Consider the following 18,859-nt stretch of genomic DNA (forward strand, 5'->3'; position numbering starts at 1 on the left):
TACCGACTTGATGCAGGACACCTAGATGAACGCCTCACCGACCGGCAGCGATGCCCAGGCCTTGATTGCCAGGCTGGACTGGGAAAGCAGCCCTCTGGGCTCGGCCAGCACCTGGCCGCAGAGCCTGCGAACCGCCATGGACATTGTGATTCATTCACCGATGCCGATGCTGTTGCTCTGGGGCGAGCAGCTGACACAGATCTACAACGACGGTTTCGCTCTGCTCGCCGGCAGCAAGCATCCGTACGCTTTCGGACAGCCGACACACCTTATCTGGCCAGAGTTAAAGGACTTTACCGATCCGATTTACAAAGCCGTCCTGCAAGGGCAAGTGCGAACCTACAGCGAACAACGCTTCACCCTGCAGCGCGACGGCAAGGATTCCGACCTCTGGCTCGACCTGACCTATAGCCCCATTCGCGACGAAAGCGCCGAGGTGGCCGGGATTCTGGTCACCGCCATCGAAACCAATGAACGCCGTCGAATCGCCCTCGAACTGGAACAGCGTTCCGCCGCCAGCCTCAAGGCTCAACAAGATACCGAGGAACGCCTGCAACTGGCCCTCGCCGCCACCGACACGGTCGGCACCTGGGACTGGGACATCAGCGAGGACCGCTTCCTGGCTGATGCCTATTTCGCCCAATTGCATGGCATCGACCCGGCCATGGCCAGCCAGCTGCCGATCACCGAGTACCTTCACGGCGTGCACCCGGAAGACCGCGCCCTGATCGCCCGCAGCATCAAGCATTGCATCGCCCATGGCACCGAATACGCCGAGGAATAGCGCTTGCTGCAACCCGATGGCGAGTTACGCTGGGTGTTTGCCCGCGGTCGTTGCTACAAGGACCACCATGGTCGGCCAATCCGCTTCCTGGGCGCCGCCCTGGACATCACCGAGCGCAAAAACACCGAGCAGGCCCTGCGCCAGAGCCAGACCGAGCTGCAACTGATCATCAACGCCATGCCGATCCTGATCAGCTATGTCGACCGCGAGGAGCGTTTTCGCCTGAACAACGCCGCGTATCTGGACTGGTACGGCCTGACACCCCAGGAGCTCTACGGCCGGACCGTTCGAGAGGTGTTGGGCGACGAGGCCTACGCCTTGCGCGCCGAGCACATCGCCGAAGCCCTGTCCGGCAGGCCCTGCTGTTTCAGCATCAAGACGCCGCACCGTGACGGCAGCATCCGTCATGCACTGATGAACTATTTGCCGCGCCACGGTGCAGACGGCGCGGTGAACGGTTTCTACATCTTCGTGATCGACGAAACCGAGCGTAAACAGACCGAAGAAGCGCTGCGCAACCTCAATGAAACCCTCGAAGAACGGGTTAGCGCCCGAACCCGGCAACTGGCCGAAGCCAACGAAAAGCTGCTGAACGAGATGTTCGAACGCGAGCGCGCCGAAGAAGCCCTGCGCCATGCACAGAAAATGGAAGCGGTGGGCCAACTCACCGGTGGCATTGCCCATGACTTCAACAACATGCTCACGGGGATTATCGGCAGCCTCGACCTGATGCAACGCTACATCGCCGACGGCCGCACCGCCGAGATCGCCCGTTTCACCGAGGCAGCGGTGTCCTCGGCCAACCGCGCCGCCGCCCTGACCCATCGTCTGCTGGCGTTCTCAAGGCGTCAGTCGCTGGATCGCAAACCGCTGAACCCCAACGACCTGATTCGCTCCCTGGAAGACCTGTTCCGCCGCACCAAGGGCGACCATATCGAGCTCAAACTGCGCCTGGTCAAAGACGTCTGGACGGTCAGCACGGACGTCAGCCAACTGGAAAACGCCCTGCTCAATCTGGTGATCAACGCCCGGGACGCCATGCCCGATGGTGGCGAGTTATGCATTGAAACCGCCAACGTCTACCTCGACGACAGCGAAATCAACACCCTGGAACCGGTCAAGGCCGGGGATTACCTGATGATCGCCGTCAGCGACAACGGCACGGGCATGACACCGAAGATCCTGGCCAAGGCCTTCGATCCGTTCTTCACCACCAAACCCATCGGCCAGGGCACCGGCCTGGGTCTGTCGATGATTTATGGTTTCGCCCAGCAGTCCGGTGGCCATGTGACCCTGTTCAGCATGCCTGGCCAGGGCACCAACGTGCGCTTGTACCTGCCGCGCCTGCACGGTGTTGAACCGCAAGACGTGTTATCGCCGGTCATCGGCGAGGCGCCCTCGGCCATTGCCGGTGAAACCGTGGTCCTGGTGGAAGACGACCCGGCCGTACGCATGCTGGTGTTCGACCTGCTCAAGGAGCTGGGCTATCACGCCTACCAAGCCGAAGACGCGAAGAGCGCCCTGCCCCTGCTCGAATCCGGACTGCGGGTCGATCTGCTGGTGACGGATGTCGGGTTGCCCGGCATGAATGGCCGGCAACTGGCAGAAATTGCCCGTCAGCACCGGCCTCAACTCAAAGTGCTGTTCATGACCGGTTACGCGGAAAAAGCCGCCGAGCGTCAGGGTTTTCTCGAGGAAGGCATGGACATGGTGGCCAAACCGTTTTCCATTGATCTGTTGGCCAACAAGATTCGCACGATGATCGGCCAACCGCAGTGAGTTAGGGCATAATCGCGCGCCCCGCATCACCCTCCATGCCACCACCGTTGCCAGGTACCCGCTCCATGAAAGCTCAAGCCCGCCATATTCTGGTGAAAACCTCGGAAGAAGCCGAGCAGCTCAAACAACGCATCGCCAAGGGCGAAGCCTTCGATGTGCTGGCCAAGAAGTACTCCACCTGCCCGTCCGGCAAGCGCGGTGGAGACCTGGGCGAAGTGCGGCCGGGGCAGATGGTCGGCGCCATCGATGCGGTGATTTTCAAGAAACCGCTGCGGGTGGTGCATGGACCGATCAAGAGCAAGTTCGGCTATCACCTGGTGCAGGTGTTTTACCGGGATTAAAGCCCCCTGTGGCGAGGGATTTTGCTCCCTCGCCACAGGGCATGCCTTTCAAGCTCTGGGAATGAGCGCCCCCGGCACCTGAATCACCCGACTCGCCAACCGGTGCCCCGCCTCCGCCGCCTCGACCGGGCTTGCGCCCTTGAGCCGCGCAGCCAGGTACGCCGCACTGAACGAATCCCCCGCCGCCGTGGTGTCCACCACACGCTCGACTTTCTGTGCCGGCACTTCGAACGACTCACCCTCACACCGAATCAGGCAAGCCTCGGCGCCACGCTTGAGCACCACTTCGGGCGTGCCGATCTGCTCGTACGCACCGAACACCGCCGCGCAATCGGAGAAATGGAACAGCGCCTGTTCGTCATCGACGGTCAACAACGCCAGGTCGACATAAGGCAGCACGCTGCGGTAGGCCGCCCGCGCCTCCTCGACCGAGGCCCACAGCCGTGGCCGGTAGTTATTGTCAAAGACGATTCGCGCATCGCGCTGGCGGGCCTCGATCAAGGTTTCCAGCAACTTTTCCCGGCCCTTCACGCCCAGTACCGCCAGGGTAATGCCGCTGAAATAGAGCACGTCGTAGTCCGGCAGCGCCGCCAGAATCGGCGCGGCGGCCGGCGTAGTGAAGCAATCGCGCACCGCTGCTTCATTGCGCCAGTAGAGGAAACGACGCTCGCCAGCGGCGTCGGTCTGGATGCAATACAGCCCCGGCAAACGTCCGGGCAGGCGCTGCACCATGCCCAGGCCGATGTTTTCCTCGGCCCAGCCCTGGCACATGGCATCGCTGAAACTGTCATCGCCCAGGGCCGTGACATAGTCCACCGCGCCAGCACCGCCCAGCTCTCGGGACAGGTACACCGCGGTGTTCAAGGTATCGCCACCGAAGCTCTGTCGCAGGCTGCCGTCGGCACGGTGCTGCAGCTCGATCATGCATTCGCCGATCAAGGCGATGCGCGGGGTGTGGGGACCCAGGGTGTTTAGGGTGTTCATGGTTGTGGGGGCTCTGGTGTTCTTTGTTGTCTGGGCGGACGCGCTCGCCCCCACAGGAGAAGTCCTTCCGGGGTGGGAGCAAGCTTGCTCGCGATGGCCGCGACTCGGTTCTGAACTTAGAAACAGGTTTCCATGGTTTCGATGACGTTCAATTGCTCATCCACCAGGCACCCCGTACGCCACTTGTCGAACGTCAGGCACGGGTGCGAGGTGCCGAACGAAATGATGTCGCCCACACGCAACTCGACACCCGGCGCCACGGTCATGAACGCGTGCTGGTCCATCACCGCCGTCACCTTGCAGGCACTCACGTCGTCGCCCTTGGCGGGCACCACGCCGGCCTTGTAACGCAGCAACGGCACCGGCAAACCGGCGTCGTACGCCACGTCACGCTTGCCCAGGGCTATCACCGCGAAGCCCGGCTCCGGCAACGACTGCACGTGCGCCCAGACTTCCAGCGCCGGGCGCAAACCTTCGTGCAGGTCGCTGCGGCGGTCGAGCACGCAACATTGCGCCTCCTTGTAGATGCCATGGTCGTGTGCGACATAGCTGCCTGGACGCAATACGCTGAGGAACCGTCCTGCAGCATTCTGCGCTTCGAACTCTTCGGCAATCAGGTCATACCAGGCCGAGCCCGAAGCAGTGATGATCGGCTTGGCAATCGCGAACGCAGCGCTGTCCTGCAGTTGCACCGCCAGGCGCACCAGGGAGCCGGCAAATGCGCGAATGCCACTGATGGCGTGATCACCATGAATCACCCCTTCATAGCCTTCGATCCCGGTCAGGGCCAGCGCCGGTTGCGCGGCGATGGCTCTGGCCAGGTCGAGCACTTCCTGTTCGCTGCGACAGCCACAACGCCCGCCGACCACGCCGTACTCGATCATCACGTTCAGGCGCACACCGCGCGAGGCGAAATACGCGCCGAGGTCGGCAACGTTGTCCGGGTGATCGACCATGCAGTAGAAGTCGAACGTCGAATCGGCCAGCAGATCGGCGATCAGCGCCATGTTCGGCGTGCCGACCAGTTGGTTGGCCATCAACACCCGACGCACGCCATGGGCATAGGCCGCGCGGGTTTGCGTCGCGCTGGCCAGGGTAATGCCCCAGGCACCGGCGTCCAGCTGCCGGCGAAACAACGCCGGGGTCATGCTGGTCTTGCCGTGGGGCGCGAGTTCGGCGCCGCTGTTGCTGACGAAATCCTGCATCCAGCGAATGTTGTGCTCCAGCGCCTGGCGATGCAGCACCAGCGCGGGCAGGCTGACATCACGGACTAGACTGGCGCCCGTCCGGGCAAAACCCTTTTCCACGGCAGCAGTATTTTCGGCAGTAGTCATGGTCGAACTCCTCACATTCGCGGCCGCAGGCAGCCGCTGTTATTCGTTGATGCGACGGGCCAGGCTGTTGGCGCTGTCGATCAGCACCCGGCGGTAGTCGTTGTAATTTTTCTTGGCATCGGCCCGGGGGGCGACGATGCACAGTGTCGCGATGGCCACGCCGCTGGGGTCTTTGACCGGGGCGGCGAAGCAATGGGTAAAGGTGTCGGCGACGCTATCGAAGGAGAAAAAGCCATCGATACCGGCCTGACGGATTTCCTTGAGAAACTGCTCCAGCGGCAGGCGTTCACCATCGGGCAGGATGAAGTCGTCATGGTCGATCAGGTCGATGATGGCCTGGTCGCTCAGGTGCGCCAGCAGCAAGCGCCCGGATGCGGTCCAGGGGATCGGGGCGTTTTCGCCGATGTCCGAGGAAATGCGGAAATGCCGCTCGCCCTCCTTCATCAGCGCCACGGTGTACTTGCGCCCGTTGAGCAGGCACATCTGCGCGGTTTCGTGGGTCTGGCTGACGATCTCCTGCAAGGCGTGATCGGCCTCGCGGGACAGATCGAAATGGCGCAGATGCGCCTGCCCGAGAAAGTACAGCTGACGCCCGAGGTAAACGTGACCGTCCTTGCCCACCGGCTCCAGAATCCGTCGCTCCAGCAACGAGGCCACCAGTTCGTAGACCGTGGATTTCGGGCTGCCGATGCCGCTGGCGATTTCGTTCGGGCGCAAGGGCTGGCCGATCTCCTTGAGGAAATCGAGGATGTCGAACGCCCGGTCCAGACCGCGCGCCCGGCGTTTGATGGTGTCTTCGGTCATGTCAGTGGTTCCCATAAAAGTGCCGGGAGTTTACCTAGAGTGCGGCGGCGATCGTAAGGCCGTCATCGCTAGCAGGCTAGCTCCCACATTTGGAAGGCGTTCCTGTGGGAGCTAGCCTGCTAGCGATGAAGCCACCTCGGTTCAGGCCTTTTTCTTGTACGCGATGCAGTCGATCTCGACCTTGCAGTCGACCATCATGTTCGCCTGTACGCAGGCCCGGGCCGGGGCGTGTTCGGGTTTGAAGTACTCGGAGAAGACCTTGTTGAAACTGGTGAAATCCCGCGGATCCTCCAGCCACACGCCAGCACGCACCACATCTTCCAGGCCATAACCGGCCTCTTGCAGAATCGCGATCAGGTTCTTCATGGTCTGGTGGGTCTGTTCGACGATGCCGCCCGTGATGATCTCGCCATCCACCGCCGGCACCTGCCCGGAAACGTGCAGCCAGCCATCGGCTTCAACGGCTCGGGCGAAAGGGCGAGGCTGACCGCCAGCGGCGGTGCTGCCAGTGCCGTAACGAGTAATGCTCATGGATGTTTCTCCTGATTGAAAATTGAGTGTTTAAAACCGCGTGTTCTTGAGGAACTCCGCCAGTCGTGGCGATTGCGGGCGTTCGAACAGTTCCTTGGGCGGCCCCTGCTCCTCGATGCGCCCCTGATTCATGAACACGATTTTGTCCGAGACTTCGAAAGCAAATCGCATTTCGTGGGTCACCAGGAGCATGGTCATGCCATCTTCAGCCAGGCCCTTGATGACGTTGAGCACTTCGCCGACCAGTTCCGGGTCCAGTGCCGAGGTCACTTCGTCGAACAGCATCAGGCTCGGGTTCATTGCAATCGCCCGGGCAATCGCCACGCGCTGCTGCTGACCGCCGGACAACTGGCCAGGATAGTGATCGCGACGTTCCAGCAAACCGACGCGCTCCAGCCATTTTTCCGCCAGCGCCACGGCCTCGTCCTTGTGCAGTTTTTTCACCTTGAGCAAACCCAGGGTGACGTTCTGCAATGCAGTGAGGTGCGGGAACAGGTTGAACTGCTGGAACGCCATGCCGGTCATGGCGCGATGGCAGGCAATGACCTTTTCCGGGTGGCGGATGCGTTTGCCGTTGACTTCGTCGTACCCGATGGATTCACCGTCGAGCATGATCTGCCCGCCCTGGAACTCTTCGAGCATGTTCACGCAACGCAGCAGCGTGGTCTTGCCCGAGCCGCTGGAGCCGATCAGCGTGACTACGTTGCCGCGCTGCAGGGTCAGGTCGACGCCCTTGAGCACTTCCAGCGGCCCGTATTGCTTATGCAGGCCGCGAATGTCCAACAGAGACTGTCCGCTCGGGACGTTGGATTGATGTACTTGAGTCATGGCAGGGCCACCCGCTTTTCAATGTGCCGGCCGAGTAATTCGATGCCGTAGTTGATGACAAAAAACAGAAAACCGGCGAACAGGTAAAACTCCAGGGTCATGAAGGTCCGGGCGATGATCTGCTGGGTGCTGAGCAGCAGCTCGGCCACGCCAATCACCGACAGCAGTGTCGAAGCCTTGACGATCTCGGTGGACGAGTTGACCCAGGTCGGCAGGATCTGCCGCAGTGCCTGGGGCAATAGCACGTAACCGAGGGCCTGATAGAACGTCAGGCCGATGGCCTTGCTCGCTTCCATCTGCCCACGGGGTAATGCCTGCAACGCACCGCGCACGATCTCGGCGACGTGGGAACCGCAAAACAGCGTCAGGCCCAATGCACCCGCCTGAAACGCGCTGATCTGCCAGCCCAGCGCCGGCGCCATGTAGAAGCAGGCCAGCACCAGCACAAACACCGGGGTGCCGCGAATCACGTCCACGTAGAAACGAAACGGCGCGCGCATCCAGAACTTGCCGTAGGTCAACACCAGACCGGCGAATACGCCGACCACGGTGCCGAGCAAAATCGCCAGGGCCGACACCTGAACACTGGTCAGAAAGCCTTGCCATAGCACTTCCCGGGCGACCCACAACTCATGCAACCAACTGGGGGATTCGTACATGGGGCATCCTATCGGCGGATCGCCAGACGCTGCTCGAGGTAACGCAGCAGCATGGCAATGAGGTAACAGGCCGCGACATACAGCGCCGTGGTCACCAGCCAGGTTTCGATCACCCGGTAGCTCTCGACATTGATCTTGCGCGCGTAATAGGTCAGCTCCGGCACGGCAATCGCTGCGGCCAGCGAGGTGTCCTTGAACAGCGAAATGAAGTTGTTCGACAAGGCCGGCAGTACATTGCGCAACATCACCGGCACGGTGACGTAAGCTTTGACTTGCCACTCGCCGAGGCCGATCGCCAGCCCCGCCTCACGTTGCCCCTTGGGGATGCTCAGCAAACCGCCACGGAACACTTCGGTCAGGTACGCCCCGGCATACAGCGACAGGGTGATGATGAAGGAAGGAATCTTGTCCAGCCGGATGCCCAGACTCGGCAGCGCAAAGTAGATCAACAGAATCAACACCAGAATCGGCGTGTTACGGATCACCGTCACATACACCGAAGCCAGCACCCGCAATGCGCGATGCTTCGACAGCAAAGCAAACGCCATCATCAGGCCGATCACGCAGCCGATGGCGATCGACACCAGCGCCAGTTCGAGGCCCAGACCGAGCCCCGCCAGCAAGGTGTCGAAATCGCGCCACACGGCGGCAAAGTTCAACTGATAGTTCATGGTTGGCAGTACCTTGAGCGGGGCGATTTATCAGCGCCCCGCTCTCACGGGGTCATTTGAATTCGACGGGGAAACCGATGGCAGGCGTCGGCAGATCGACGCCGAACCACTGCTTGAACGACGCCGCGTAAGCCGGGAACTCAACGCCAGTCATGGCTTCATGCAGCGTGGTGTTGACGAAGTTCAGCCAATCCTGATCGCCGCGTTTAACGGCGCAAGCGTAAGTCTGTGGGCTCCAGGCGTAAGCCGGGCTGCGGTAGCGGCCAGGGTTTTGCACCATCAGGTATTTCACCGAGGACTGGTCGGTGGCCGCCGCGTCGGCACGGCCCGAGTTCACGGCCTGATACATCAGGTCCACGCTGTCGTACTGATCGACCTTGGCCTTGGGCAATGCCTGATGCACCAACTCTTCGGCATAGACGTTTTGCAGCACCGCTACGGTGAGGCTGTCACCGGCGGCTTTCATGTCATCAATTTCCTTGTACTTGCTGTTCGCCGGTAACAACAGGCCAACACCTTCGCGGTAGTACGGCAGCGTGAACGCCACTTGCTGCGCACGGCTGGCGGTCACGGTGATGAACTGGCAACTGATATCGACCTTGTCGGTCAGCAGGTTGGGAATCCGCGCATCGGACGACTGCACCACGTACTCAACCTTGCTCGGGTCGTTGAACAAGCCCTTGGCGATCATGTGCCCGATATCGATATCGAAACCCTGCAACTTGCCGTCCGCCCCCTGGAAGTGCCACGGCGCATTGGTGCTGCCGGTGCCCACAATCAGTTTGCCGCGGGCCAGAACGCTATCGAGCTTGCTGTCAGCTGCCTGGGCCACGCCCACGGCAGCAGCAGACGCTGCGAAAAGAAAAACACACGCTTTGAACAAGGAAGGACGGCGATGCATGGCAAGCACTCCAGGATGATGTGTATTCCGCTATACCGGAACATGGTATGTAACAACGGAATAGACAGCAGAAAGTGTGCCACAGGTTGTGCGCAGAATGCTGGGGAGATTGAAAAGTGTTCCGAATCAGAAGGATGCGTAAAAACCGGGAAAGCGTGTTACGAAAGGAACAATTTTCGAACGCTACCGTTGGCTACGAAGGACGTGTAGCAGGTTCACAATTGGTGCGCTTCTGCTCCTGAAAAGAAACGCATCGTTGAGCAACGTCTGGCCGACGAACTACAGAGGCCAATCCCGCCAGCGCGTGGGTAAAGCCAGCACCACTGCCCAGCGGTTCAAGTTGAGCGGGCACGGTAGCACCTTCCCTTCGCCCGCACGCCGCCCCCGTCAATCGACATAGGTCACGTATCCCGCCATCAAGTTCGGCCGCTCGAACGTATCAATATCCTCGACGCGCTGATGCATTTCGCTGACGATCTGCTTGAACGTCGCATCATCCATGTCGATCCAGTAACGCGGGTTGCGGCCGGTGAGGCGGTCGTACTCGGCGGTGGTGGGGTCGAGGTGGCGGTATTCTTCGTACTGCGGCAAGTCCGGCAACGGGCGGCTGACGTCCATGTAGTTCTGGATGAAATCCCACAGGGCGCAAGGCGGTTGAACGTCGGGACCGGGGCACAGCAGCGCGCCGAAGTTGATCATGATGTTGCGGTAACGATGGGCAAGGTAAAGCACGTTTAACGGCATGCCCTGACTGTCCGGGGACGTGGCGATGTAGGCATCAAACTCGTAGAACGGCGCGGAGAGTTCACCGATGGTGCCGTTCTTTTTGTATTCACCGTTGTTTTTGTAGTCGAAGACCGTGACCAGACCGGTGCGGCGGTTGAGTTCCCAGATGGGGCCTCGGGAGGGTTTTATCCAGAGGTTTTGGAAAAATTTAATTACCACAGCCCCAGCCATCCAACACAGTAAAGGAAGCCCGAGTAAAACAACAAGAGTTACACTGTAATCAGCAATGATATCGCTCAATGTTTTTTTGGTATCTATAAACTCGGCCGTCAATATAAAAAATGAAAGCGTAAGAAAAATTAGAAATAAAATGTGCCCTACTCCCGCCATATAAATCCAAAAGTTGGAGCTCGCAGGAAGAAGTGCATACCTAAAGCTTTCGTGATTATCCCTCATATGAAAATCAATATGCTCGAATGGGCTTGAAGTATAAGTGCCTTTGGCCATTTGCTCTTCGCGTTCTATCTTTAATTGCTCTTGATTTCGAAGGTCTCGTGGCGAGTAATCTTCCACAAAACTGACGGGCGTTACTTCATCGGCGTTACCCCAAGGTAGCCTGACCTTGGCAAAACGCATGATCCAAGGACGTTCAGTTGATTGCTCTTGCTGGGGCACTTCGGTCGCCCCATAGGCCGTCTGGGCGTAATAAGATTCCTGGGTCATTTGTTAGTGTCTCGTGATGTATATGTCACTTGATCTGCCCAATAAAGCTCACCCTCACTGCCGACGTTGGGTTTTATGTGGGTGACATCAAACGGCGTACCGTCCTTCGGTGGTGGCGCAGGAAAATGCCAGCGTAAAAGGCGTCCTGGCGCCGAAGCCATGTTTGGCATCAGGGATGAATTGAGGGTTGGTGCCTTCCGCCAGCACACGCACATTTTTTGTCGCTCAATCGACATAGGTCACATATCCCGCCATCAAGTTCGGCCGCTCGAACGTATCGATATCCTCGACGCGTTGGTGCATTTCGCTGACGATCTGCTTGAACGTCGCATCATCCATGTCGATCCAGTAACGCGGATTGCGGCCGATGAGGCGGTCGTATTCGGCGGTGGTGGGATCGAGGTGGCGGTATTCCTCGTATTGCGGCAGGTCCGGCAACGGGCGGCTGACGTCCATGTAGTTCTGGATGAAATCCCACAGGGCGCAAGGCGGTTGGAAGTCGGGACCGGGGCACAGCAGCGCGCCGAAGTTGATCATGATGTTGCGGTAACGATGGGCAAGGTAAAGCACGTTTAACGGCATGCCCTGACTGTCCGGGGACGTGGCGATGTAGGCATCAAACTCGTAGAACGGCGCGGAGAGTTCACCGATGGTACCGTTCTTTTTGTATTCACCGTTGTTTTTGTAGTCGAAGACCGTGACCAGACCGGTGCGGCGGTTGAGTTCCCATATAGGGCCTCGGGAGGGTTTTATCCAGAGGTTGGGGAAGTGCTTGATGACGAATGAACCGATGGCCCAGGAGAGAAGTGGTAGGCCGAGAAACCAAGAGTAGTAATCAATAAATGAATTTTTTGTGTACTCCCACCAAGATTCATTTACAAACGAAAAAATGGAAAAATATCCGGGAATGCTAAATACAAAAAATACAAAGAAAAACCACTTACCAAAAAGCCTCATATACAACCAGAAGTGCGAGCTTGCAGGAAGAAGTGCATACCTAAGGCTTTCATGGTTATCCCTCATATGAAAATCAATATGCTCGAACGGGCTTGGAGTATAAGTGCCTTTGGCGATTTGCTCTTCGCGTTCTATCTTTGAATGCTCTTGATTTCGAAGGTCTCGTGGCGGGTAATCCTCCACAAAGCTGACGGGTGTTACTTCATCGGCATTACCCCAAGGCAATCTGACCTTAGCAAACCGCATGATCCATGGTCGTTCATTGGATGGCTCTTGCTGGGGCACCTCGGTCAACCCGTAAGCAGTCTTGGCGTAATACGATTTATTGCTCATGAATCAGTATTCCGCGATCTGTTTGTCACTTCGTCTGCCCAGTAGAGTGCACCCACGCTGCCGAAATCGGGCTTTATATGGGTGGCAACAAACGGCGTACCATCCTTCGGTGGTGGCGCAGGAAAATGCCAGCGTTGGTTGTGTTGTTCCAGTACACACCGAGCCCGGACTTGCCATTGATGGGCGATACCGGAGGAACCTGTTACCGGGTCGAACGCGTAGCTCGCTGGGGTTTTGAAAAACAGTTCCAGCCCCTGCGGTAGCAGCCGTTGGGCATTGGGGGGAACGAGGCGGCTATCGATCAGTTTTGTGAACGGCACCGTTTCACTTTTGAGGCGACCACCTTTGAGTTCGAAGGTATTAAGTCGACAGTGGGCATTGATGTTCAGGGTGCCGAGGTTTGCAATTAAGCCCGGCAAGTTACTTTCAATGCGAATGTAGGTATTGGACGAGATCACTTGAAAAGGTGTCCTGGCGCGAAAGTCGAGTTTGGCATTAGGGACGAATTGAGGGTTGGGGCCTATGTTGATGCGAATGTCGGCAAACAAACTGATCAGGTAATAAAAACTACGTTGCGGATCCAGCAGGTGCGCATTATCTGAATGAACTTGCGTGCCGAACGGGCCATTGACCAGCCATTCTTCGATGGGCTTGTCGCTCAGCCACCAGGCCAATCCGGCACCGATCAGGATCAATATCAGCGCGGCCCAACCACCTGGACCCAGACCGAGAAAGGTGATGGTGGTGACAACCATGCTACTGAGAGCGCTGATGGAGCCGCCCGCAGCCATCATCAGATATCCCCACATTGCATCGTCGCCCCACCGCCTGGCGTACCAAGCGTCGTACACGCTAATGGATGTAAAAACAAATCCGGATATTATTTGTAAGATAAGTCGTCCAGTATATGTTTTGACAAAACGCGAGGCATAAGAACGGAAGATTTTTTTTGCAGTTTCATCGGGTACAGTAAAGAGAATCTTGCGATTAGCCGCTAAAACAGACTGAGTTCCAGCAAGTTTTACTGTCAACATTTCCAAGGCGATAGCTAAATCCAACCCGGCTCCGAGTACGCCAATATTTACGCGAAGTGATCCTTTTTCTCGTATAGCTTTTTCTTGCCCCTCCCACTCCACCCTCACATTCCAAACCTCCAACATCAAAACCCCCGCCGCAAACGGCAACGAGCCCAGCACGCGATGAACCCGGCTGTTAGCCGACTCGACATGCTCATCCACGCCCCGCTGCAACGGACTTTTCGCTTTGGCGTTGTCCGTCGCCCGCGCCTCCACATCGGCTTTGTAAACCGCGTTAATCCGCTGATTCAGCACGCTGAGATTGTTCGCCGTCGGATGCTTGAGCGGGATCGCCAGCAGTGTGTGATGGGTTTCGCGAAGGGCGTACGGGGTGTCGAGCACGTCGTCGCGCACCTTCAGCGGTCGGCCCTGGGCATCCAGGTACTGACCCATCACCCGGTGTGGCCGCTGATCGCCGGACGGCACATCGGTCAGGCCAAAAACGTAGTAATGCTGCGGGTCGGCGTCACGCCGCTGGATGAAGTGCGCGTCGCCAAAGGTCTTGGGCATCAGGCTGCGCAACAGCCCCACGCCGAGGCCGTGGAGATAGGTGCTGGTGGGCATGGCCTGGCCGGTGTGTGGCCCGGACGGTTTGTTCACCGCGCTGCTGGCGGTTTCCAGGGCCCCCGCGAGGTTTTCGTAGATGCCGATCAAGCTACCGGCGGCCGCTTTCGATTGGCCGGTGAGGGTGCTGTTCAGGCTGCCGCTGGCCAGCAGGTCTTTGAGCAAGTGGCCGTCGAGGTGGTCGACCTGCGGGTAATAGGGCCCCGGGTGGCTTTCGAATGCGGCGAGGTCATCGGCGCGTAAATGACCATCGCCCTCGTTGAGGGTTGTCTGGGTGGGCGGCACATAGGGCGCGGCCAGCGCCGCTTCATCGACGGCGGGCCAGAGCATCAGGTGCAGCGGGTGCGCCGGGTCGTGGGCGATGTCGTTGAGCAGGGTCTGGCCGACGCTGGCCCGTGGACTGTAGAGACTCGCACCGGTCAGCGCGTTGGTGACGTCGCCGTTGCTGGCCAGCGGATCAAGTTGCGCGGGCACCGTGGCCAGGGCCGCGAACGTCTGGCTCACGGCAAACAGCGCGGCGAGGTAGTCAAAGCCGTCCTGGCTCAAATGATCGGCCAGGGTTTGCTGCGTGACCGGTTGCTGCAGGCACTCGGCCAGCAGCGCCTGCGCCATGTTCAGTTGTTGCCAGATCAAGGCGCGCTCGGCGCTGGCGGTGAAACGGTTGATGTCGCGGCGCCCGGCCTCCTTCACTTTGTCGAAACAGGCGTGCAGCGGATTCTTCTGGCCGCCGAGGGTGGCCGGCACGATCAGTTGCTGGACCATCACCGCGCTGGCGTGGTGGGGATAAAGGCTGGCGCGCTCGGCATACAGCGCCAGCAATTGCTGTTGCTGCCGGATCTGCGAAAGCAGGTGCCGCAAACGGTAGCGCGGGTCCTCCAGCAGCACGCCGCACACGCGCCGTTGGCGGGCGGTCTCCAGCACGTCGACGACGCTGGGCTGGGGTTGCCACAGATCCGCTTCATCGTCTGGCGGGGTCTTTCCTTGCAAGCGCTGCAACAGCGTGGCGAGGCAGTCGGCCCAGGCGCTGCTTTCGAACGTGGCAGGCACATCAGGCGTGGCGCCCTGCTCCCACTGAGACAGGCAGCGCCTGGCTTCGAATTTACGTTGCTCGGCAAATTGCCCCGACAGGTCGCATACGTAGCGCCCCGGATGCTCCAGCCCATATTCGAAACCGCTCTGGCGGGCCCGTTGCGGGGCGATCAGGCTGAGCGGAAAGGCGCGTTCGGCCAGGTTGCGCCAGGTCACGCTGGCTTTCGTCGCAGTGTCGGACGCCTGGGCATCCCACGCATTGAAGCGACCGAAAGCCTCGAGCATCGCCTGCCCGTCGGGCTGCGGGTCGAAAAGCCGTTCGAACGTCTGACTGTCGCACGGCAACGCGGGGCTCTGGCAACGCCGGGCGCGTAACTCCGGGTCCTCCTCGAGGCGTTTGACGCGGGCAGCACTGAGCTGGATCTCGCTGAAACACAGCTGCACCGCGTCGATCGGTTGCCGGTTCCAGGTGGCGGGCAGCCAGATGTCGCTGAGTGCGACACCCCTGGCCAGGCGATAGTCGTCGCACAGATCCTGGCCTTCGCGAAACATCGGCACGTCAATGTCGTGGTAAGTCGTGCGCTCGCCGTCCTGCCGCACTTCCAGTTCACGCCACAGGCGCCCGCGGTAAAACACATAGACAAAGCCGCTGCGACACAGGACCGGCGTGCCGAGGTCGTGGCGGCTGCGCGTACCGGGCAGCGCGACGAAAGGCACGACGGGGACGATCTGATTCCACTGCGCGTCCAGTTGACGCGGAGTAATCCGCACGTCCTCCAGCAACGGCAGGCGAATGGGCGCTCCATGGGTCGTGGCAATTTCCAGCCACAACTGATGCTCGTACCGGGCGTACCAGTTCCACACGAACAGCTCGCAGTGGACGCTGAATAAACGCTCCGTTTCGCGCTCCACCTCATCGGTCAGGGCCGGCAGCGGTTCGAGGCCGGACCGGTCGAAGAGCACCAGGCGCTGGTCTTTGGAATGGTCCGTGCCGATCACCTGGACGATCAGCCTGTCGGGCTCGCAGCAAGGGCCGTCGGACAATCTTCCCAGGCGCTTCATGACTTAACCTGCGTGCAGTGGGTGCTCAGGTATTCGCTGATGGCGTTGCTGTCGTCGATGCCTTTGGCCAGCGCTTGCTCCATCAATTGATTGGCCTGCACAAATGAATGCTGCGGGTGTCGCAGCCACCAGTCATGGAGAAATTGCTCATTACCCAGGCGCGTCAGGGCCTCTTCCTGGGCGGCGCTCAGGGACACGACCCGACGCGTGTTTTCAATGGTCCAGTGGGTCGCATGCGGGTTATCCAGTTGCTGCCAGTCGGCTTCACCGGCAGCTTTAGTCGCCCATGTCCCACCGAACCAGCGCAGGCGGCTGATCGGTCCCAGCCACCGGCCGAGGTCTTGCGCCGGGCAGGCCACAAAGAAATAGCTGGCGACGGTGGGGTCGCTGTAGCGCAGGACGCCTTTACGTTGCTGGTCGAAGTTGACGATCAGAATCTGCCGCAGATGCGCGAGTATCGAGGGTGTGTCGAAGTTACTTTCGATCAGCAGACCGGGCCATTCAGCCGGGGAACGCTCGATCGACTGATTGAATGTCGGTTGGTTGTTCAGCCTAACGAGCAAGGGGCCTTGCTCGGCGAAACTGTCTAAGGAGGTGCCGGCGTACAGCATGTGAGTGTCGGGGTGCGTCGCCAGGCGATACAGCGTTTTCAGTTGCGCCGTCGGGCGCTCCAGCAGAATCCAGGTATTCATGTCCGGTCTCCATAGCCCAGGGCTTTACGGCATTGGCAATCACTCAGCGGGCAGTCCATGGGCGTCCCCCCCGCCGGCATCTGGCAGAGTTCAACCAGTGCTGCGTCGCCGAGCAGTCGTTTGAGTAATGCGGTTGAAACCGCTTCCGGCAGTGGTGGTTCGATCGCGTCGAGCATCACCGGGGTCGCCGCGATGATCGACTTCGGCGCGCCGCCCACTTCAACGGGCACACTGCTGAAAATCCCGGCCGAATTGATCGTGATCCACACGCCGCCGGCCTGAATCGTGGTGCTGGCGCCACCATCGATGACGATGTTCTGGCTGGCACTGACGCTGATCTGCTGCTGAGCGCTCAACCGATGGTTGGACGCGCGAATGTGGCGGCTGCCCTGTACCGTCAGATAATCGTCCAGCCTGATTTCCGTGCGTCGGTGACCCTGGGTGATGTGCTGTTCTTCGGCGCGCAGTTCATGACGGGCGTTGCCGGCGACCACGATGCTGCGTTGGTTGTCGACTTGAATCCGCTCGTCGTTCAGCACGTATTGCCGGTAGTCGCGCTGGGCACGGATGGATATTTCCTCTGCGCCCTTGCGATCTTCGATGCGCAGTTCGTTGAAACCTCTGCCACCGGGGCTGGTTTGGGTCTTGAAGGTGCTGCGGGTTTTCTCGGCCGGGAGGTCGAGCGCAGGACGATTGGCGCCATTGCTCAAGCAGGCGACGATTAGCGGTTTGTCCGGGTCGCCCTGATAGAAACCGACGACCACCTCCATGCCGACGCGGGGAATCAACACGCTGCCATGCCGGTCGTGAGCCCACTTGCTGGCGACTCTCACCCAGCAACTTGAATGATCGTTTTTAGCGCCGTCGCGGTCCCAGGGAAACTGGACACGAACACGGCCGTATTCGTCGCAATGAATTTCTTCGCCAGGCGGGCCGCAGACAACGGCATGCTGATAACCGTTGATCGTGGCTTTGGGGTGGGCAAGCGGAGGTCTGTAAGGCGCGTCCCACGGTGTGGCGAGAAAGGTGTTGCGATAGCCTTGAGACAGTTCGTCGTTCGGGGCACTTATGATCGACGCTTCGAGCGATTGCGGTTGCTGGCCGGTGTGGATGACTTCGGTCAGTAACCACAGATCATTCCACTGCTGGCGAGGGTGGCCGGTCAGCGTCAGGAAATGACCACTCAACAGCATCGGTTGATCGCTGCGTCCTGTGGCTTGCCGATAATCGCTGCGGTGTCGTTCAAGTGCTCGTTGAGCGCGGTGATTGCCGAGTTCGCGGTCGGTGAAACGGCCGGGAAAGCCGTAGTCTTCGAGTTGCAACGACGAAGCATCCTTCGCGCCGCTTTCCAGTTGCAACAAAGGCTTTTCGAAGTCGTAGTCGCGTCGGGTCACGGCCGTGGGTCGGGTCTCCATTGCAAGGGTGAAGACCTTGATCACCGGCTCATCGGCGACCATTGCGCTGTCTTGCAGGTACACGGTGGGGTGTTGGAGCCTGGGGAACACTGTCTGGTCATCCCCGAACACCACTACATGTCCCTCGCGGCAGTGCTCGAAGTGGTAATGCAGGCCTTCTTCTTCACAGAGGCGCTGCAGGAAATGCAGGCAGCTCTCGCCATATTGGACGCAGTAGTCCCGTGGTTGGTAATCCGTGCCGAGGGTAAAGCGATAGGCAGTACTGAGGATGCCGTGGTTTTCCAGTACCCGGGCGATGATCTGCGGCACGCTCAGTTTCTGGAATATCTTATGGTCGAAACGGTGGCCCAGATAGGCAAGACTGGGCATCAGGCAGAGCTGGTACTGGGTCAGGCGCTTGCCTGCGTCGCCCTGGCCGACGCTGTAAACCTGGCCATGAATACCCGCGCCGTGGCGGTCAAAGCCAAGGAACGCCATGCGATGCAGAAGGCTTTCCAGATCCAGGTCGGGATTTTCGCTGACCAGTTTCAGATCAAAGCGGAAGGGTTGGCTGATGGCTTCCTTGCCGGTGAACTCAAGGACTTGCAGATCGTGGTTGAGCCCCTCGATATCAAGGATAAAAGAGGCTTGGTCGGCAGGGCTGAACATCACACATCCCTTGTGCTG

At 59.6% G+C, this 18,859-nt stretch carries 14 protein-coding genes and 1 pseudogene; 2 read left to right on the top strand and 13 right to left on the bottom strand.

Going from position 1 to position 18,859, the window contains the following annotated elements:
- Positions 1-25 precede the first annotated feature (25 nt).
- Positions 26-2,563: pseudogene (locus GQ39_RS11060) on the top strand (PAS domain-containing protein).
- Between the two features lie 65 nt (positions 2,564-2,628).
- Positions 2,629-2,904, top strand: coding sequence for a peptidylprolyl isomerase (locus tag GQ39_RS11065; RefSeq protein WP_007933743.1), 276 nt, complete (start codon positions 2,629-2,631; stop codon positions 2,902-2,904).
- 48 nt (positions 2,905-2,952) lie between these two features.
- Here the strand turns inward: GQ39_RS11065 and GQ39_RS11070 are convergent, their stop codons facing one another.
- The 13 genes from GQ39_RS11070 to GQ39_RS11130 form a co-directional block, all read right to left on the bottom strand.
- On the bottom strand, positions 2,953-3,888 hold the full coding sequence (locus GQ39_RS11070; RefSeq protein WP_047529732.1) for a sugar kinase: 936 nt from the start codon (positions 3,886-3,888) through the stop codon (positions 2,953-2,955).
- A 116-nt stretch (positions 3,889-4,004) separates the two neighbouring features.
- Positions 4,005-5,222, bottom strand: coding sequence for an amino acid deaminase (locus GQ39_RS11075; RefSeq protein WP_047529734.1), 1,218 nt, complete (start codon positions 5,220-5,222; stop codon positions 4,005-4,007).
- A 39-nt stretch (positions 5,223-5,261) separates the two neighbouring features.
- Complete coding sequence (locus tag GQ39_RS11080; RefSeq protein ID WP_047529736.1) at positions 5,262-6,026, bottom strand: IclR family transcriptional regulator; 765 nt, start codon at positions 6,024-6,026, stop codon at positions 5,262-5,264.
- 141 nt (positions 6,027-6,167) lie between these two features.
- On the bottom strand, positions 6,168-6,557 hold the full coding sequence (locus tag GQ39_RS11085; protein ID WP_047529738.1) for a RidA family protein: 390 nt from the start codon (positions 6,555-6,557) through the stop codon (positions 6,168-6,170).
- A gap of 30 nt (positions 6,558-6,587) precedes the next feature.
- The gene (locus tag GQ39_RS11090; protein WP_047529740.1) at positions 6,588-7,385 is read right to left on the bottom strand and encodes an amino acid ABC transporter ATP-binding protein; all 798 of its coding nucleotides are present in this window, start codon (positions 7,383-7,385) and stop codon (positions 6,588-6,590) included.
- Positions 7,382-8,044: an amino acid ABC transporter permease gene (locus tag GQ39_RS11095; protein WP_047529742.1), complete on the bottom strand. Its 663-nt coding sequence runs from the start codon at positions 8,042-8,044 to the stop codon at positions 7,382-7,384. Before GQ39_RS11095 ends, GQ39_RS11090 begins: the two co-directional genes overlap by 4 nt.
- An 8-nt stretch (positions 8,045-8,052) precedes the next feature.
- Entirely contained in the window at positions 8,053-8,715 is a 663-nt protein-coding gene (locus GQ39_RS11100) for an amino acid ABC transporter permease (RefSeq protein ID WP_047529744.1), read from the bottom strand.
- A 52-nt stretch (positions 8,716-8,767) separates the two neighbouring features.
- Positions 8,768-9,616, bottom strand: coding sequence for a transporter substrate-binding domain-containing protein (locus tag GQ39_RS11105; RefSeq protein WP_047529745.1), 849 nt, complete (start codon positions 9,614-9,616; stop codon positions 8,768-8,770).
- A 387-nt stretch (positions 9,617-10,003) separates the two neighbouring features.
- Positions 10,004-11,065, bottom strand: coding sequence for a hypothetical protein (locus GQ39_RS31410; RefSeq protein ID WP_236693098.1), 1,062 nt, complete (start codon positions 11,063-11,065; stop codon positions 10,004-10,006).
- A gap of 225 nt (positions 11,066-11,290) precedes the next feature.
- Positions 11,291-12,355: a hypothetical protein gene (locus tag GQ39_RS11115; protein ID WP_236693099.1), complete on the bottom strand. Its 1,065-nt coding sequence runs from the start codon at positions 12,353-12,355 to the stop codon at positions 11,291-11,293.
- On the bottom strand, positions 12,352-16,086 hold the full coding sequence (locus GQ39_RS11120; RefSeq protein WP_047529748.1) for a hypothetical protein: 3,735 nt from the start codon (positions 16,084-16,086) through the stop codon (positions 12,352-12,354). Before GQ39_RS11120 ends, GQ39_RS11115 begins: the two co-directional genes overlap by 4 nt.
- A complete protein-coding gene (locus tag GQ39_RS11125; RefSeq protein ID WP_052193551.1) occupies positions 16,083-16,778 on the bottom strand; it encodes a DUF4123 domain-containing protein in 696 nt (231 codons plus the stop codon). Before GQ39_RS11125 ends, GQ39_RS11120 begins: the two co-directional genes overlap by 4 nt.
- Positions 16,775-18,841: a type VI secretion system Vgr family protein gene (locus GQ39_RS11130; RefSeq protein WP_081997892.1), complete on the bottom strand. Its 2,067-nt coding sequence runs from the start codon at positions 18,839-18,841 to the stop codon at positions 16,775-16,777. Before GQ39_RS11130 ends, GQ39_RS11125 begins: the two co-directional genes overlap by 4 nt.
- Positions 18,842-18,859 lie beyond the last annotated feature (18 nt).

The organism is Pseudomonas sp. 11/12A (assembly GCF_000800055.1).
GTDB lineage: Bacteria > Pseudomonadota > Gammaproteobacteria > Pseudomonadales > Pseudomonadaceae > Aquipseudomonas > Aquipseudomonas mohnii.

Excerpts from the sequence above, each read along its gene's own strand:
- GQ39_RS11075 (WP_047529734.1), bottom strand. The coding sequence starts at position 5,222 with ATGACTACTGCCGAAAATACTGCTGCCGTGGAAAAGGGTTTTGCCCGG.
- GQ39_RS11100 (WP_047529744.1), bottom strand. The coding sequence starts at position 8,715 with ATGAACTATCAGTTGAACTTTGCCGCCGTGTGGCGCGATTTCGACACC.
- GQ39_RS11070 (WP_047529732.1), bottom strand. The coding sequence starts at position 3,888 with ATGAACACCCTAAACACCCTGGGTCCCCACACCCCGCGCATCGCCTTG.
- GQ39_RS31410 (WP_236693098.1), bottom strand. The coding sequence starts at position 11,065 with ATGACCCAGGAATCTTATTACGCCCAGACGGCCTATGGGGCGACCGAA.
- GQ39_RS11130 (WP_081997892.1), bottom strand. The coding sequence starts at position 18,841 with ATGTTCAGCCCTGCCGACCAAGCCTCTTTTATCCTTGATATCGAGGGG.
- GQ39_RS11095 (WP_047529742.1), bottom strand. The coding sequence starts at position 8,044 with ATGTACGAATCCCCCAGTTGGTTGCATGAGTTGTGGGTCGCCCGGGAA.
- GQ39_RS11085 (WP_047529738.1), bottom strand. The coding sequence starts at position 6,557 with ATGAGCATTACTCGTTACGGCACTGGCAGCACCGCCGCTGGCGGTCAG.
- GQ39_RS11120 (WP_047529748.1), bottom strand. The coding sequence starts at position 16,086 with ATGAAGCGCCTGGGAAGATTGTCCGACGGCCCTTGCTGCGAGCCCGAC.
- GQ39_RS11065 (WP_007933743.1), top strand. The coding sequence starts at position 2,629 with ATGAAAGCTCAAGCCCGCCATATTCTGGTGAAAACCTCGGAAGAAGCC.
- GQ39_RS11115 (WP_236693099.1), bottom strand. The coding sequence starts at position 12,355 with ATGAGCAATAAATCGTATTACGCCAAGACTGCTTACGGGTTGACCGAG.
- GQ39_RS11105 (WP_047529745.1), bottom strand. The coding sequence starts at position 9,616 with ATGCATCGCCGTCCTTCCTTGTTCAAAGCGTGTGTTTTTCTTTTCGCA.
- GQ39_RS11125 (WP_052193551.1), bottom strand. The coding sequence starts at position 16,778 with ATGAATACCTGGATTCTGCTGGAGCGCCCGACGGCGCAACTGAAAACG.
- GQ39_RS11090 (WP_047529740.1), bottom strand. The coding sequence starts at position 7,385 with ATGACTCAAGTACATCAATCCAACGTCCCGAGCGGACAGTCTCTGTTG.
- GQ39_RS11080 (WP_047529736.1), bottom strand. The coding sequence starts at position 6,026 with ATGACCGAAGACACCATCAAACGCCGGGCGCGCGGTCTGGACCGGGCG.